10 protein-coding genes are annotated in these 16,750 nt (G+C 48.0%); all 10 read left to right on the top strand.

The features are described 5' to 3' along the window. Positions 1 to 49 precede the first annotated feature (49 nt). On the top strand, positions 50 to 961 hold the full coding sequence (locus ABEW73_RS29420; RefSeq protein WP_430171551.1) for an ABC transporter permease: 912 nt from the start codon (positions 50 to 52) through the stop codon (positions 959 to 961). A gap of 15 nt (positions 962 to 976) precedes the next feature. After that, a complete protein-coding gene (locus ABEW73_RS29415; protein ID WP_430171553.1) occupies positions 977 to 1,873 on the top strand; it encodes a carbohydrate ABC transporter permease in 897 nt (298 codons plus the stop codon). A 30-nt stretch (positions 1,874 to 1,903) separates the two neighbouring features. Then, entirely contained in the window at positions 1,904 to 3,571 is a 1,668-nt protein-coding gene (locus tag ABEW73_RS29410) for an ABC transporter substrate-binding protein (protein ID WP_430171555.1), read from the top strand. 295 nt (positions 3,572 to 3,866) lie between these two features. Beyond that, positions 3,867 to 4,553, top strand: coding sequence for a response regulator transcription factor (locus ABEW73_RS29405; RefSeq protein WP_430171556.1), 687 nt, complete (start codon positions 3,867 to 3,869; stop codon positions 4,551 to 4,553). Next, positions 4,540 to 5,622 (top strand): sensor histidine kinase, encoded by a 1,083-nt coding sequence (locus ABEW73_RS29400; RefSeq protein ID WP_430171557.1) that lies wholly within the window; start codon positions 4,540 to 4,542, stop codon positions 5,620 to 5,622. The genes ABEW73_RS29405 and ABEW73_RS29400 overlap by 14 nt, the downstream gene beginning before the upstream one ends. A 178-nt stretch (positions 5,623 to 5,800) precedes the next feature. Next, a complete protein-coding gene (locus ABEW73_RS29395; RefSeq protein ID WP_430171559.1) occupies positions 5,801 to 6,481 on the top strand; it encodes a hypothetical protein in 681 nt (226 codons plus the stop codon). Continuing rightward, positions 6,474 to 7,196, top strand: a complete 723-nt coding sequence (locus ABEW73_RS29390; RefSeq protein WP_430171561.1) for a cytochrome c biogenesis CcdA family protein — start codon at positions 6,474 to 6,476, stop codon at positions 7,194 to 7,196. Before ABEW73_RS29395 ends, ABEW73_RS29390 begins: the two co-directional genes overlap by 8 nt. An 18-nt stretch (positions 7,197 to 7,214) precedes the next feature. Next, a complete protein-coding gene (locus ABEW73_RS29385; RefSeq protein ID WP_430171563.1) occupies positions 7,215 to 7,772 on the top strand; it encodes a peroxiredoxin family protein in 558 nt (185 codons plus the stop codon). A 388-nt stretch (positions 7,773 to 8,160) separates the two neighbouring features. Beyond that, positions 8,161 to 12,489, top strand: a complete 4,329-nt coding sequence (locus ABEW73_RS29380; RefSeq protein ID WP_430171565.1) for an S-layer homology domain-containing protein — start codon at positions 8,161 to 8,163, stop codon at positions 12,487 to 12,489. 29 nt (positions 12,490 to 12,518) lie between these two features. After that, positions 12,519 to 16,709, top strand: a complete 4,191-nt coding sequence (locus ABEW73_RS29375) for a DUF4855 domain-containing protein (RefSeq protein WP_430171567.1) — start codon at positions 12,519 to 12,521, stop codon at positions 16,707 to 16,709. Positions 16,710 to 16,750 lie beyond the last annotated feature (41 nt).

Here is a 16,750-nt window from a genome sequence, read left to right as displayed (position 1 = left end):
ATGATTCAAGTAACATTTAGAACCAAACCAGAGAAAGGGGGTAACCCAAATGAAATTACGATTAAATAAGATACTGCGAGTATGGCAACTGTATGTTCTTCTCTCTCTCCCGATTCTTTACATTATTATTTTTAAGTATGTTCCCATGTATGGAGCACAAATTGCTTTTAGAGATTTCACAGTCTCAAAGGGGATGTGGGCAAGCGAATGGGTTGGACTAAAGCATTTTAGTCGGTTTATTCATTCATACGAGTTCGGGAGAATCGTAAAAAACACATTGATCCTAAATCTGTACAATTTGCTGGCCGGATTTCCTTTCCCACTACTTTTGGCACTTGGTCTGAACTATGTACGAGTTCGCTGGTTCAAAAAAACGGTTCAAATGGTAACTTATGCTCCCCACTTTATTTCCACCGTCGTTATGGTCGGAATGCTGTTCGAACTCTTAGACACCAGAAACGGGATTGTTAACAATCTTCTTGGAGTGGTGGGCATTCAGCCGATTAATTTTATGGGAAATCCGGACTTCTTTAAATCCATGTTCGTATGGTCAGGGATCTGGCAAAGTGCGGGTTTTAGCTGCATTATTTATTTGGCTGCGCTTTCAAGCGTCGATCCATCTCTGCATGAAGCTGCAGTAATCGATGGAGCAAGCCAGCGCCGACGCATGTGGCATATCGATTTACCAAGTATTCTTCCCGTAGCCATTATTCTTCTCATTCTTAATATGGGCAGTATGTTGGATGTTGGCTTTGAAAAGGTTTTTCTAATGCAGAATCCGCTTAATATGCGCACATCGGAAGTCATTGATACGTATGTCTACAAGGTTGGCTTGGTTTCGCAAGCTATGAACTATTCGTATTCAGCCGCCATTGGATTGTTTAAATCGGTCGTTGGTTTTATTCTCATTATCACCGTAAACCAGATTGCCCGAAAAACCAATCAGGCGAGCCTGTGGTAAAAGGAGAGCATCTTAATGAACAATTTCAAAGTGAAAATGAATTTTAGCGATCGGATGTTCACCTATACCATCTATGGCTTATTGTCGTTGTTTTTTTTAATAATTTTATACCCTTTAATATTTATATTAAGCGCTTCCATTAGTGATCCTTCCGCTGTCGTGGCAGGTAAGGTATGGCTGTGGCCTGTAAAACCGACTTTTATGGGGTACGAAGCCGTTTTTAAACATAAGTTGATCGGTTCCGGATTTCTTAATTCGATCTACTATACGCTATTCGGAACGGCCATTAATATCGTCATGACGTTACTTGCAGCTTATCCTCTCTCACGCAGAGACCTCTACGGAAAAAATGTAATCATGTTTCTGTTTGTATTTACGACAATGTTCTCTGGAGGGCTAATCCCAGGATACTTGTTAGTCAAGGATTTGAACATGCTAAACACGGTTTGGGCCATGGTATTACCGGGTGCCTTAAGTGTCTGGAATGTTATTATTACCCGTACCTTTTTTCAAACATCCCTTCCTATTGAACTGCTGGAGGCAGCCCAGATCGATGGCTGTAATGATTTCAAATTTGTTTGGAGAATCGTAATCCCGCTTTCCGGTCCGATTATAGCAGTCATTACTTTGTATTATGCAGTTGATCATTGGAACCAGTATTTTAACGCAATGATCTATTTAAACAAACAAAGTATGTATCCGTTACAAATCGTACTGCGAAATATTCTCATCCAGAACGATGTGAATGCACTCATGCTCACCGACATTGAAAATGCGGCTAAGAGGGATGCGCTTCGGGTACTTTTGAAATACTCTCTGATCGTGGTGTCAACTTTGCCGTTAATGTTCGTTTATCCGTTTGTTCAGAAGCATTTTGTTAAGGGCGTTATGATTGGTTCTCTAAAAGGCTAAATTCTTTAGACAAATGAGGAGGTTTTACCGATGAAGTTTAATAGAAACATGCTTATCGCAATGACGTTGATGATGCTGTCCATAACGATTCTCAGCGGATGTACTAAATCGAATGAGAGTACATCGAGTGAGCAGCCAAATGTGAAACCTGCAAACATTGTAACTCCGGCTGGGCAGATGCCGATCACGAAGGAAAAGACGACCATTCGGGTGATGGTTCCCGATAACTCCGTCGTCGAGGATTTTGCTACGAATGAATTTACCAAATACCTGGAGGAAGAGACGAATATCCAGATTGATTGGGATGTCATTCCAAGCTCATCAGCTGCTGAAAAGCTGAATCTTGTTCTTTCGAGTGGGGAGGGGCTTCCTGACGTAATTATGGGCTTTGGGATGTCAAATTCCCAGCAAATGATTTTCGGTAGTCAAGGTGTTATTCTTCCATTAAATGATTTGATAGAGAAATACGGTTTTGAAACTAAAAAAATGTTCGAAAAGTTACCTGTTGTCAAGGATTCAATTACTGCACCAGACGGTAATATATACGCTTTGCCTCATACCAATGAGTGCTTCCACTGCACACTACCGCGCAGGATGTGGATTTATCAGCCGTGGTTGGATAAATTGGATTTGAAGATGCCAACAACGACGGAAGAATTCTATCAGGTACTAAAGGCTTTTAAGGAAAAGGATCCAAATGGAAATGGCAAGGCTGATGAAATTCCACTGTCAGGATCCCCGACAAGTTTCTATACGAGCATTGACTCCTTTATTATGAATGCCTTCATCTACAATCCGGGTGGTGACCGAGTATATTTAGAACAAGGGAAGGTCGTTGTCCCTTATGATAAGCCAGAATGGCATGAGGGATTACGATTTTTGAATAAGTTGTATAAGGAAAAACTGCTCGACCCGCAAGCGTTGACTCAGGATGGGGATCAGTTGAAAAGGCTTGGTGAGAATCCAGATATGGCTATTCTAGGATCTACCGCTGCCATGCACATGGGCGTATTCAGTGAGTTTTACGGCTCAAGTAACCGATGGCTGGAATATAAGACTATTCCGCCACTGAAGGGACCCAATGGTCTGCAAATCGCCCCTCTAGAAGGGTACCATTTGGTCGGAACCGGGGAGTTTCTGATCATGAAATCAAGCAACAATGCGGAAGCGGCATTTCGGTTAGCTGATTACTTATATAATGAAGAAGTAACACTCCGTTCGACAATCGGTCGTCCAGGGATTGAATGGGTGGATGCTGAAGAGGGGGAAATAGGTATTAACGGTAAACCAGCTAAGTGGAAACAGATCGCTGACTGGGGAGGGGTTCAAAATATTAACTGGGGGCAGACCGGACCTTCGCTACGTATGAGTGAGCTCAGGCTCAGTGAAGTGGCCAATCCGGACAAACCACTTGAAATTATTATGTATAATGAGGCTAAGAACAATTACGAACCATACGAACAGAAGCTTGAGAATGTGTTGCCCCCACTGTTCTTTACGAATGATCAAGCCATCGAAATCGCGGATTTGTCCAAGACGATCAATGATTATGTTAACGAAATGATTGCCCGCTTTACCACGGGAGATGCCAACCTCGATAAAGATTGGGAGAGCTACATCGATAATTTGAAAAGTATGAACATAGATCGTTTATTGGAAATCTATCAGGAAGCTTATGATAGTAAATATACAAACTAAGGTAGCTCGCTGAAATTTTAATCTCCTAAAGTAACTTAAGGTGAATCAAAACGAAAGTCGCGGAAATCGCGACTTTTTTGATTAACGATGTAAGTTCTTGTCCTAAGCTACAAAAACTTATATGCATAGCCGATTAGATGATAATTTAATGTATTCACCTACCATTTTTTGATATTCGGGTTTTACAATCAATCGGGTGATAATATTGGAAGAGATGAAGGTTATTTTTGAGTTCTTTAAAATTCCTTTAAAATCGGAGGATAAACTAAAAGGGATAGTTGAGGAGGGGTAAGACATGCTTGATGCACAGATTTTAATCGTTGAAGACGATCGAAAAATAAGAAATCTTCTAAAATTGTATTTGGAAAAGGACGGATACAAAATCATAGAGGCAGATGATGGGTTAAAAGCGAAAGAAGCTATCCAAAAATTCGATCCCTGTTTTATAATTACAGATTTAATGCTTCCTAATCTAAGCGGAGAAGAACTATGCAAATGGATTCGGACTGAGCTCAATAGTGATACGCCACTTATCATGTTAACCGCCAAAATAAGGGAACAAGAGAGGATTGAAGGTCTTCAAATGGGGGCTGATGACTATATTATCAAACCTTTCAGTCCTCAGGAAGTGGTGATCCGCGTAAATACAATCTTAAGGCGAACGAATAACCGATGCAGTAAACTCAGCTTCAAAGGTCTTACCATCAAACCATCGCGTGGTGAGGTGAAATATAACGGCATGAACATTTCGCTGACTCAGCATGAATTCAAGTTGCTGTATTTTTTAATGAGGAATCCGAATCAAATTTTGTCGAGAGAGCAAATCTTGGGAGAACTTTATCCCAATGAGGAAAAAAGTGTAATCGACCGAACCGTAGATGTGCATATGGGTAAACTCCGAGAGAAAATTGAGATGTCTAATGAAACACCTCGTTTTTTTGAGACGATTCGTGGAATGGGGTATCGCTTTGTTTCCTATTAAACAATTTGCTTTATGGAAGCAGCATGTGGCTTGGAAATTAATCGGGGTTAATATACTGGTCATGCTAATTGTCATATGGCTGGTCGGTGTTTCGGTTAAAGATTTTGCATGTCTACTTGTAGCCCAGTATCAGCTAGTTGGAGAAGAGCGAAATTATTTCTTTGATCGGACCATGCATTTTTATCTAATTCGTGCTAGCATACTGGCTGTTGTTGTAGCAGCCATCATTCATTTTGTATTTATCAAGAAAATACTGTCTCCACTCAAGAGACTAACGCAATCTACGCGTCAGCTTACAAGTGGATCATACCCGAAGCCTGTAGAAGTCTCATCAGCAGATGAAATCGGCGAACTGGCAAGGCATTTTAATGCGATGACCTTAACTTTGAAGCAAACCGAGGATAACCGCAAACGAATGTTAAGCAGTGTTTCCCATGATTTACGGACTCCTCTCAGCAATTTGCATGGTTACCTGGAAGCTTTGAGAAATGGAGTGATCGTTGGAGACAGGGACTTGTATTTGTCACTACTGGAAGAGACCCGGCATATCACTCGGCTTGTAGAGCAATTGCACCAGCTTTCCGTATGGGAAGACCGTCAAACAGGAAGTATTGCCTTAAGTAGAATTCATATGCATGAGTTGATTTTGCGAAGCACGCAATCATTTCAATTGGAACTCCAGAGTAAGAATATAGAGCTGGATATTTCAGTCGAACAAGAAATAATAGAGAGTGACGAGGATGGGCTTAAACAAGTTTTAACAAACCTGATACAGAATGCAATCAACTATAACACTGGGCAAATGATCTGGATATCCGGTGTTGTAGAACATCATGAGTATCGAATAACGGTCAGAAATATTGGCGAGCCACTGCCGGAGGAACTGCAAGAATTAATATTTGAGCGATTTTACCGGACGGATCCGGCAAGGCATCGTGGAGGGAACACATCTGGAAGCGGTCTTGGCTTGGCCATTGTGAAGGAAATCGTCAAAAAACTCGGTGGAAATGTCGGATTGACCTCAAAGAATAATATGCATTCATTTTGGATTACCATACCTCGCAATTAGGGGAGAATTAGTAGGGCTAACCAACAGAGAAGTCTGTTGGTTAGCCCTTTTAGTCATGTGAATTTCTTGATTAGAGAGATTGAGGTTTGCTCTTCAAGTAATGGAAGTTTTTTCGGAACCTACTTTATCATTTCTTTAAAGAAGATAGGTAAGCTTTATAGTGAGAGGGGGCAGGAGATTGCACAATATTCAAATCGGAACCATGGTCTTGAATGGGACACTGGTTCTGTATCTCACGCTTGGAGCAACAGGCTGGTTGATCATGAAGTACCGTCTTCGAAAAGTGGCGGAACGGGATTTAATCATAGCATGTACAGCGAATGCGTTCTGGTTGTGGCTGATCGTTTGGAAAGGAAGCTATATTATGTTTCATCCGATTGAGTTTATTCATCAACCCGTGGCCTTGCTTTATTTCGACGGGGGAACACGCGGGATATGGATAGCTAATTTGATATCCGTGTCGTATATCGGATATCGGTCTTGGAGACACAAATGGTCTTATCTAATATGGATGAAGGTCGGGGTTTGGCTGATATTGGGATGCTGGTTTGTCTATCATAGCTTATTGATTGCTATAGGTGGAGAATCTGTTTTGTATCATGCAGCCAATGCTGCCTTGTCTTTAGGTTTTTTAATCCAATTATTCAGGTCGCAAAACCGGACAGATACTGGGAAGGAAGCTAGTTATGTCACCTGGTTCTCTATAGGCAATGTTTTGCTGATGTTTATTGTATCTAACCGCCCGTTATGGTGGCTAACGTTCAGTAAACAACAAATTATATTTTTGCTGGCTGCGTTGTTTATAACCGGACTGAGCTTGTTTGCTGAAAAGATGAAAAAGGAAGGTAAACATGGATAATATCACAATTTTAATTGCTTTTGCAGCAGGTATACTGTCTTTTTTATCGCCTTGTGTTTTTCCGCTCATTCCCGCTTACGTGTCCTTTTTAACAGGCTCGTCCTTTGAAAATGGCAAGCTTGTGGGACATCGGGGGAAACTGATTTATCAATCTTTATTTTTTATTTTAGGTTTTAGTGTGATTTTCATCGCTATGGGCGCTTCGGCTAGTTTTATTGGCCGTTTATTTGCACAAGAACGTGAACTGGTCCAGAGAATAAGCGGACTACTTATTATTGTATTCGGTTTGCAAATGGCAGGATTGTTAAATCTCCGTATATTAATGTCGAGTAGAACATGGGAAACCAAACCGGGCAAGAACCGTGGTGCAATTCGTTCGTTTTTTACCGGACTGGCATTTGGAGCCGGGTGGAGCCCATGTGTGGGACTAGCACTCTCTTCTATTCTGCTATTGGCCGGCTCCTCAGAAACGCTTTGGAGCGGAATCGGCATGTTGGCTGTCTATTCGCTCGGGTTAGGCGTGCCATTCCTGTTAATCTCGTGGCTGCTCACGTACTCGATTAGCATTATGAAAAAAATGGGTAGATGGCTGCCGCATTTATCGAAAATCAACGGTTGGCTGCTTATTGCAATGGGATTATTGCTGTTTACTGGACAATTGCAAAGGCTCAGCGCTTTCCTGGCACAGTATACAATTTGGGAAATTAATTTTTAAATAAGGGAGATTGATGGGATGAAAAAAAACTGGATCACAATCATTGTATTGCTTGGGTTAATTACGTACGGCGCTTATGACTATTTTAGTAAGTCTTCGGCCAACCAAGCGGAAGTTATGAAAACAGAAGACACAGACTTGGTAATAGGTATCGAGAAGGGCCAGGCAGCTCCGGATTTTGTATTACAAAATTTGCAGGGCGAAGAAGTTCGTCTATCTGATTTTCAAGGCAAGACCGTCATGGTTAACTTTTGGGCGACATGGTGTCCGCCATGTAGAATCGAAATGCCGCATATGCAAAAATTTTATGAGGATTATAATTCAAAAGACGTTGTGATTATTGGTGTTAACATGACACCTTCTGAGAAAACACTTAGTTCCGTCAAGACCTTTGTAGACGAACAACAACTGACGTTCCCGATTGTATTGGATATGGATGCAGGTGTTACGCAAACCTATCAAATTATTGCCTATCCTTCGACAGTCCTAATAGACTCAAGAGGTGTTATTCAGGAAAAATTCCGGGGGGCAATTAACTATGAAATGATGAAAGAAGCGGTAGCAAGAGTCAGATAACAGTGTACGAATGAAGGATTGCTAAAATTTTTGCATCCGAGTATGTAGGAGCACATACAAGAATACTACATAAGAAGTCGCAGAAATCGCGGCTTTTTTGTCTTCTCGATAAAGCCACTTCTATCTAACGAGACTCGAATAGTACTGTGTCCGAGTTTAGTGGAAAGCGCCTTGATAGTGGCACCAGATATGATCGAAATGCTGGCATGCTTAGCTTAGCCTTGATTCACCGTAGAAGGCCAAATGTCCACATTTGTATATGGAATGTAAACACATGTATATCGATGCTTCATTGCCCTCTACTTATAATGAAGTTGCCGCAGCAAATAGCATGGAAGGTCATGCGAGTTGCTTGTGGTATTCGTGCAAATTAACGGGAGGGATATTCGTGGGTTTACGGCAGAGGGTTATTTTTTTAGTCATATTTGTTACCGCTTTCATAATGGTGACCACCCCTTCGGAGAGGTCCAATGCCGCAACAGGGAATATGGCTCTAGGGAAGACGGCTTATTCGTCGTCGAACGAAGTGGATTTTTTCGGACCTGAGAAAGCGGTCGATGGGGGCACCGAAAATGCAAGCCGCTGGTCTTCGGAAAGAACGGACGATCAGTGGTTTTACGTTGATCTGGGCGAGCCTGTAGAAATCGGAAGAGTAATCATTAACTGGCAGACTCCGGCGGAGCAATATCAAATTCTCGTATCCGACGATGCCGTATCCTGGCGGAACGTATTCGCGGACAACCGCGTGCTCGTCGCGTCCGGGCCGGGTGAAGATACGATCGATTTCGAGCCGACAGTGGCGCAATACGTCAAGTTTCAAGGGGAGACGCGACGTCCTATTGAGGGCGTTTATTACGGATACTCCTTCTGGGAATTCGAGGTATACAAAGGCAGACCGCAACTGCAGCCAATCATGGACGCGGTGAAAAACAGCATCGTCGTCTCCGAAGGGGATACCCTGCTGAATCTGCCCGCTGTACCGGAAGGTTATACGCTGACGCTGGTGAACACGGACAGCTTGCCGGTGATCGACGTGCAGGGCAATATTCATGCGCCGCTTGTCGATACTCAGGTTCAGCTGCTGTTGCAAATCCAGAGCGACAGCGATCCGACATATCTCTTAACGGATAATTCGCTAGTCACCGTACCCGGACTCTACGAGCAGACGAGCGATCGGAACCCGGAGCCGCGCGTCATTCCTTCTTTGCGTGAGTGGCTGGGCGCAACCGGCGAGTTCCGCTTGTCGGACAAATCCAAAATCGTCATTCGCGCAGATGATGAAGCGGCTCTGCGGGGGACGGCTGACATTTTGCAGCAGGACTTATTGGATTTAACGAAGTTGTCACTGACAGTTGAGGTTGGTTCTCCTCAAGAGGGAGATATCTATTTGATGCTGGATGCCGCGAAAGCGGGATTGGAGAAAGAGGGATATGAGCTGAATATCGGCGAGTATGCTTCTGTTGCTGCGTCCGAGCAGACGGGAGTCATGTTCGGCACGAGAACGATCTTGCAACTGCTCGGCCACGCTGCCGATCATAAGGCGATGCCTAAGGGGCAATCGCGCGATTATCCGAAATACCCAGATCGGGGCTTCATGCTCGATGTGGGCCGCAAGTTTTATACGATCGAGTTTTTGCAGGACTATGTCAAGCTGATGTCCTACTATAAGATGAACCGGTTCCAGATTCACCTGAACGATGATGTCGGCGATGTCGGTTACTTCCGTCTGGAGAGCGAGAAATTTCCGGGAGTGACGAGCAAGGACGGCTATTATACGAAGCAGCAATTCAGAGACCTGCAGCTGCTTGGGATGGAATACGGCGTAAACGTCGTGCCGGAATTTGATACGCCGGGCCACTCCGGCGCGTTCATCGCCTACGATTCTCGATTGGGCAGCAACAATCAGCTGGATATCAATCGTCCAGAGACGCTCGACTTCATTAAAGCACTCTTTGACGAGTATATCGACGGCAGCAATCCGACCTTCGTCGGCCCGGATGTGCACGTCGGCACGGATGAATATTTCGGCGACGACAAGGAGGCGTTCCGCAGGTACGTGGATATGCTCCTTAACCACATTAACAGTAAAGGCAAACGCGCCCGTCTATGGGGCAGTCTGTCCGCATACGACGGCACGACGCCGGTCAGCAACAAAGCGACGATGGACATCTGGTATGAGCCGTACGGAAGCGCTCAGCAGGCCATGGAGCTCGGCTACGATATTATCAATACCAATACGAATTTGCTCTACATCGTTCCGCAGCTGTACCGCAACTATTTGAATTACGATTTTATTTACAACGAGTGGGAGCCTAACGATTGGCTGGAGACGAAGCTCCCTTATGCGCATCCGCAGGTCAAAGGCGGCATGTTCGCGCTCTGGAACGATGTGTCCGTAGAGAAAGGCGTATCCATGGCGGACTCCCATCAGCGGATCTTGCCTTCCATGCAAGTGCTGGCGGAAAAGCTGTGGAGAGGCAACCGCATCGATCGGAACTTCGCAAGCTTCCAGGCGGATGCCGCAAGGTACGTGGACCCGCCGGGTGTTCATCAGTCACACAAGCTTCAAATCGACAATGAGCGGCATCTCGTGCTGGATTATACCTTCGACGAAGGCTTCGCGGACCGTTCGGGGAACGGCTTTGACGGCAACGCGGTGAATGCAGGCACAGAGAAGGGAATCTTCGGTCAAGCCGTGAGGCTAAACGGCGGGGCCAGCTACGTGGAAACGCCGCTTCGCACGCTTGGTTTCGGCTGGACGATGTCCATGTGGATCAAACCGGACGCTGACAACCCGCAAGGAGTTGTGCTGCTGGAATCTCCGGACGGACAGCTGAAATACAACATTGGGGGCAGCGGCAAAATCGCCATCACAAAAGAAAATTACGTCAGCGAATTCAATTATAAGCTGCCGACTGATCGCTGGACCCATGTCATTATGATCGGCGACGACACGGGGACCTCCATCTTCATTAATGGCAGTGAATATACGGCTACTCTCAAAGACGGCTCCAAGCTGGAAACATTCGTTCTGCCGGTATCCAAAATCGGCAGCGAAACGAATGCTTTTAAAGGCTTGATTGACGAACTCATCGTAAGGAACACCTACTTGGACCTGCATGGAAATCTGGCTTTGCATAAGCAAGCTGAATCCTCGCAACCGGAATCCTCGTCCTACACGGCGGATAAAGCGGTGGACGGCAGAGGGGATACCAGATGGTCCAGCGATTGGGTGGACGATACCTGGTTCATGGTGGATCTAGGTGAAGTGAAGAACATTGATGCTGTATCTATTTTGTGGCAAACGGCTTATGGTTCGAAGTACCGCATTCTCGTGTCCGAGGACAAGGAGAACTGGACGAACATTGTGAAAGACAACAACGGGGAGATTAACGGAAAGCCGGGACGAGTCGTGACTACCTTCCAGAGCACGCCAGCCAGATACGTGAAGTTCGAAGGCGTGTCCAGAGCTACTATGTTCGGCTATTCCTTTGAGGAATTTGAAGTGTACGGCGAGGAATATAAACTCGGCAATCTACGGCCGATTATCGACCTGTTGACGGCTATCGAGGCCGACAAGCTTGTGGAGGACAATTACTCTCCTGAGGGCTGGGCACAGCTTCAGCAAGCGATTGGGCAAGCGACTGCGGCTATTCAAACCGCCCAGCTGTCTCGTCCTGAGGCCGAACAGGCGTATGCAGGGCTGAGCGTTGCGCGTGATCGTCTAACGATCGAAGACGTAATGGGTCTGATCGAGCTTAATGTAAACGGAAGTATCGCATCCAACCTTTACCTTCCGCAGAAAGGGCAGCTCGGTACGCGCATCGTCTGGAGCAGCTCAAAACCCGACTACCTGAATGCGAATGGACAGTTGTTGAAACGTCCGTCAAGCGGGTCAGGCGACATGGAGGTCGTGCTGACCGCGACGATCAGCAAGGGAGCTGCATCCGCGGAGAAAACGTTCAAGATCAAAATCAAAGCGCTGCCTGGCTCCGGCGGCGGAGGATGGGTTCCGACTCCAGTAACTCCAGGTCCGGAAAAAGGCCAAAACGGCGGTTCAAATCCGGGAGGTGAAGATCCAGACAATGGCACTGAGAATGGTAGCGGCAATGAGAACGGCAGCGGCAAGGGCGGGGAGTCCGGCGGATCGACAACGGTTCGACTGAACGATATTGCAAGGCATTGGGCAGAAGCGTCCATCAAACGGGCGGTTGAGCTTGGATTCGTAGCGGGCTATACCGACAAGACGTTCAAGCCGAATAAGACGGTCAGCAGAGACGAATTCGTCGTCATGCTGGTCAAAGCGTTGAAGCTGCAAGGTGCCAACAGTTCGCTGGACTTCGCTGACGCAGATTCGATTCAAACCTGGGCGAAGCCTTATATTGCGCAAGCCTTGGAATCCGGCCTGATCAGCGGCTATGCGGATGGGACATTCCGACCGAAGGTTTCGATTAGTCGAGCAGAACTGGCAGCAATGATTGTTCGCGGCTTGGGTCTGAAGACTGCGGAAGGGCATGAGCTCTCTTACGCGGACGCGGATCAAATCCCGGCTTGGGCGAAGCCGTACGTGGCAGCAGCCCAGGAGGCGGGAGTGATGAACGGTCGCGGGGATAACCGGTTCGCGCCGGCCGCCTCGGCGACGAGAGCTGAAGCAGTGACCGTTATTCTGAATATGCTTGATACGCTTGCGGAGTTGAAGGAACAGGAGCAGAACTAATTATGCATAGAAAGAGAGCGTGAGATTAGGTGAAAACTAGACGAAGTTTGACTGCTCTGCTGCTTGTCCCGGTCATGCTGTTATCGTTAATATCGTCTGTGAATGCGGAGGAGGCGGGCAGAGAAAGCGCCGGCTTTTATAATCTGGCCCAAGGGAAAACGTACACATGGTCGGAACAGCCGGAGGGCGCTTTCCCGGATGACGGGACGAAGCTGTCGGACGGCAATACCGCCGACCCCTCGCGTGACAGCGGCAACTGGGTGGGCCACCACAACAAGAAATCCCGTTCGGTTGTGTTTGATCTAGGCGAGCAAAAGACGGTTCAGGAGGTGAGCGCGCGTTTCCTGCACGATTGGCCGAACAACGAAACGCTTGTGCCGCTCACCGTTTCGTTCTACGCGTCGGACGATGGGGTGAGCTGGGGCGTATTGTCTCATAATGCAACTCAGTTGTTATGGGGAGACCAGACCAACATCGAGACATTTGCATGGGACGGCAGCCCTGAAACTGGAGCTGTCAAGCGTGGCGATTATACCGAAGGACTCGTATACGCTCGGTATGTGAAAGTAGTGTTCTCCATGCATCCGAGGGCATGGAGCATGATTGACGAGGTGACGATTACCGGGGCGGATGGCTTGATCGCCGGAGCGCAGCCGGTACAGCCTGAGCCTTACGCCCTCCTGCAGCCTGGAGATGCTACTGGCGGGATTCAAAACCTGGGCTTGCTGTATAACGGACACTACGCGGACGGCACAGGAAATTGGACGAAGGAACGGGCTATCCCTAATATCAGTTATGTGAACGAGCAGGGAGAGCCTGTCGATTGGCTGTTCGACGGCGTGCTGTATCTGGGCTTGACATCGGATAACGGCAGAGGCTTCGGAGCGACAGAAGCGGCCGGCAAAGCCAGAAAACAGGAATGGGAATGGTATTTGGATAAAACGTTTAACGCTGGCGGCGATATGAGCGCGTTGAACGAGGCGACGGCCTGGGCAGGCGTGAAGCTTGGCGAGCCCGACCATAAGACGAAGGTTGTTCTGATGATTCCAGAACCGGGCGAGTATCAGTCCGACTTCGGCAGCATTGACGGCGAGGATCTGAACTTCGATGTAGGTGCGGTCGGCGATGCCGCATCGCTGGATAACAGGGCCAAAGCGATTCAGTGGTGGGTCGATGAAGTGCAAGCCAGATGGACGGCTGCGGGCTACTCGAACCTGGAGCTCGTCGGCATGTATTGGCTGGAGGAACAAATCAGCACGCATGCAACCGGGCCGGAGATGGTCAAGAGAGCGAGCGACATCGTTCATAACGCAGGCCTGAAGCTGTTCTGGATTCCTCATTTTATGGCCTATAAGGCATTCATGTGGAAGGATGTCGGCATTGATGCCGTATCTCTGCAGCCGAACTATTTTTTCGAGAAACTGGCCCCTTCACGCCTGGAGGATACAGCGGATATGGCGAAGCGATACGGCATGTCGCTGGAGCTGGAATTCGACGACCGGATGATTAACGACGCCGTCTTCCGCGAGCGGTTCATCGAGTACTTGAACAGCGGCGTGGATACCGGTCTGATGCAGCATGGATATAAAGCTTACTATCAAGGCAACAACGCTGTATACAACGCGGCGAAAAGCACAGACCCTGCTACCCGCGTGCTTTACGATTGGCTATACCAATTCTCTAAAGGCACTTATCAGAAGCAAGACGCTGCGCCGCCTGATGTTGTAGCGCTCATGAACGGGCAGCCGATCTCGGAGCATACGATCGTGCCTGATACGACACAGGCCGCATTCACCTGGACCATTCCGGGAGATGACGGGAGCGGGAATGTTAAAGTTACGGCCAAGTATGACGGCAAGCCTTATACGGAAGGAACTGTTGTAGATCTGACGGGTAAGCCGGGTAAGCATGTGCTGGAGCTGACGGTGGCGGCTGCCAAATCCAAGACGGTTAAATTCGTAATAGAAGCTCGTTTGGGCGCTGAAGGCCTATTGGCTCTTGTTGATAAGTACGCGGACAACAAGCAGCTTAGCAATGCCGATACGGTACGCGCTATGCGCAACGCCTTGATCATGATGGAGCGTACGCAAGAGAGCGACCCTGAGCAAGCCAGGGACTATTTGCTGGCATTCAATGCGAAGCTGGAAGAAGCTAAAGGCCTTGAGTTTGTAACGGAAGGCGCTTATACGGCGCTGAAGGAAGGTGTGTATTACGAGGCTGGCAGCATCGTACAAGATAAAGAAGCTGAGGCATCCTCGACGGAGGCCCCAGGTCTGGAGCCTGCGAAGGCGCTCGACGGCGCACCGGCCACGCGTTGGGCGAGCGAAGTGCGCGATACGGCTTGGTTCCAGGTTGATCTGGACAGCCAGCAAACCTTCGATACGATCCGCATCGATTGGGAATATGCGCGCGCGGACCAATACCGTCTGAGCGTCTCGGATGATAAGCAAACGTGGGAGCCCTTGAAAGTCGGCAACAATGGCGTGGTTAAAGCTGCCGACGGCAAGAACACCCTGGTATTCCCGGCAACGACGGCAAGATACATCAAGTTTGAGGGATTGAATCGGGCAACGTTTTACGGTTATTCCTTCTATGAATTCGGCGTGTACGATCTTGCCCCGCAGCAAGAGCTAAAGACGTTGGACGGCATACAAGCCGCTGTGGACGCTTCCACGAAGATAGTCACGATTGACGGTCTGGTCATGAACGGCAAGAAAGAACATGTGTATGTGAAAGTGCTTGACCCAAAAGGCAACATTCAATATACCGGTCAGACGGGCACTGAGGATGACGGAAGCTTCCGCACCACCTTTACGTTGACCGGAGAAGAGCAAGGACTGTATACGGTCGAGCTTGAAACGGATGACATGACGATTCCCGAGCTGGTAACCTTCGAATACCGCAAGCCGCCTACGAGTGGTGGAGGCAATGGAGGCGGCGGTGGAGGTAATGGTAGTGGCAGCGGTGGTGGCAGTAATGGAGGCAGTGGCGGAGGCAGCGGTGGAGGCGGTCAGGCGCAAGACCCGTATACGTTGAAAGCGGACGGTTCAGTTAAAGTCGTGCTTGTCCCGACGATGAACGGCCAGCAGGCTGCCGCTGCGGTCGGGGCGTCGGATCTGAATGCCGCCATTCAGAGGGCAGTGGCCGACAGCAAAGGTAATAAACATGTTCATGTTGAATTGAAGTCGTCGAACGCGGCTGGGAGCTATGCTTTGGAGCTTCCGGCGGCTAATCTGACGAACAAGTCTAATCTGATTCTGCATATCTCCACGCCGTACGCTCAGCTTGTTTTGACTGGTGACATGCTGGCAGGAGTCAAGAAGAATGCTGGAAAGCTGCTCGTAATCGTGAGCGATGATGCGGGCGAGTATCGCAGTAACGAAGCGGCCGGGCGGATCGGCAACAGGCCAATCGTAGAAGTTGCATTGCAACTGGACGGTGAAGCTCTGTCTTGGAAAAATACGAAGGCACCGATTTCGATTGCCATTCCGTATTCGCTTCAAGCAGGAGAGCAAACAGTTGATCTGCAAGCTTTCGAGCTGATGGGCGACAGCGCGGCGGCAATTAATGGCGCGTCTTATGACAAAGACAAGAATATGCTGCGATTCTCCATCGACCATGTCGGCGTCTATGCTATCGGCGGCAAGAATCCGGCAGCATTTACCGACCTTGGCAAGCATGAATGGGCGCGCGAGGCGATCGAGAAGCTGGCCGAAAGAGGCATCGTCAAAGGCACCTCGATCGAAAAGGGCACTTTCAGCCCCGCAAATCTGGTAACGCGGGCTGATTTTATCTTGATGCTGGTGAACATGTTTGACCTGCGTGCCGAAATCGCCTCGACGTTCGCCGATGTGAAGCCGAATGATTATTACTACGATGCGGTGTCCATCGCCAAGCAATTGGGAATCGCTTCGGGAGTGAACGAAGTTAACTTCGCTCCTCGTGATTCAATCAGCCGCCAGGATGCTATGGTTATGCTGACCCGAGCGCTGCAAACGACGGGGGCAAAAAAGCCTTCCGCATCCGGTTCAACGCTTGAGGGCTTCCGTGATGCGAGCCAGATTGCGCCATATGCTGCGGACAGCGTGGCAACGATGTTCGAGTATGGGCTGGTTACGGGCTCTAACGGCTACATGAAGCCGAAGAGTACGACCAGCAGGGCTGAAGCGGCGACGTTCTTGTATCGCGTTCTTCAATTAATCGAGGGGCAGCAGCAGTAGTAGACGCGGGAACAGCACATTCCGATTAGCGCGGCAACGCG

Source organism: Paenibacillus lautus (genome assembly GCF_050482385.1).
Lineage (GTDB): Bacteria > Bacillota > Bacilli > Paenibacillales > Paenibacillaceae > Paenibacillus_AQ > Paenibacillus_AQ lautus_B.
This window is presented reverse-complemented; position numbering and strand designations above follow the sequence as displayed.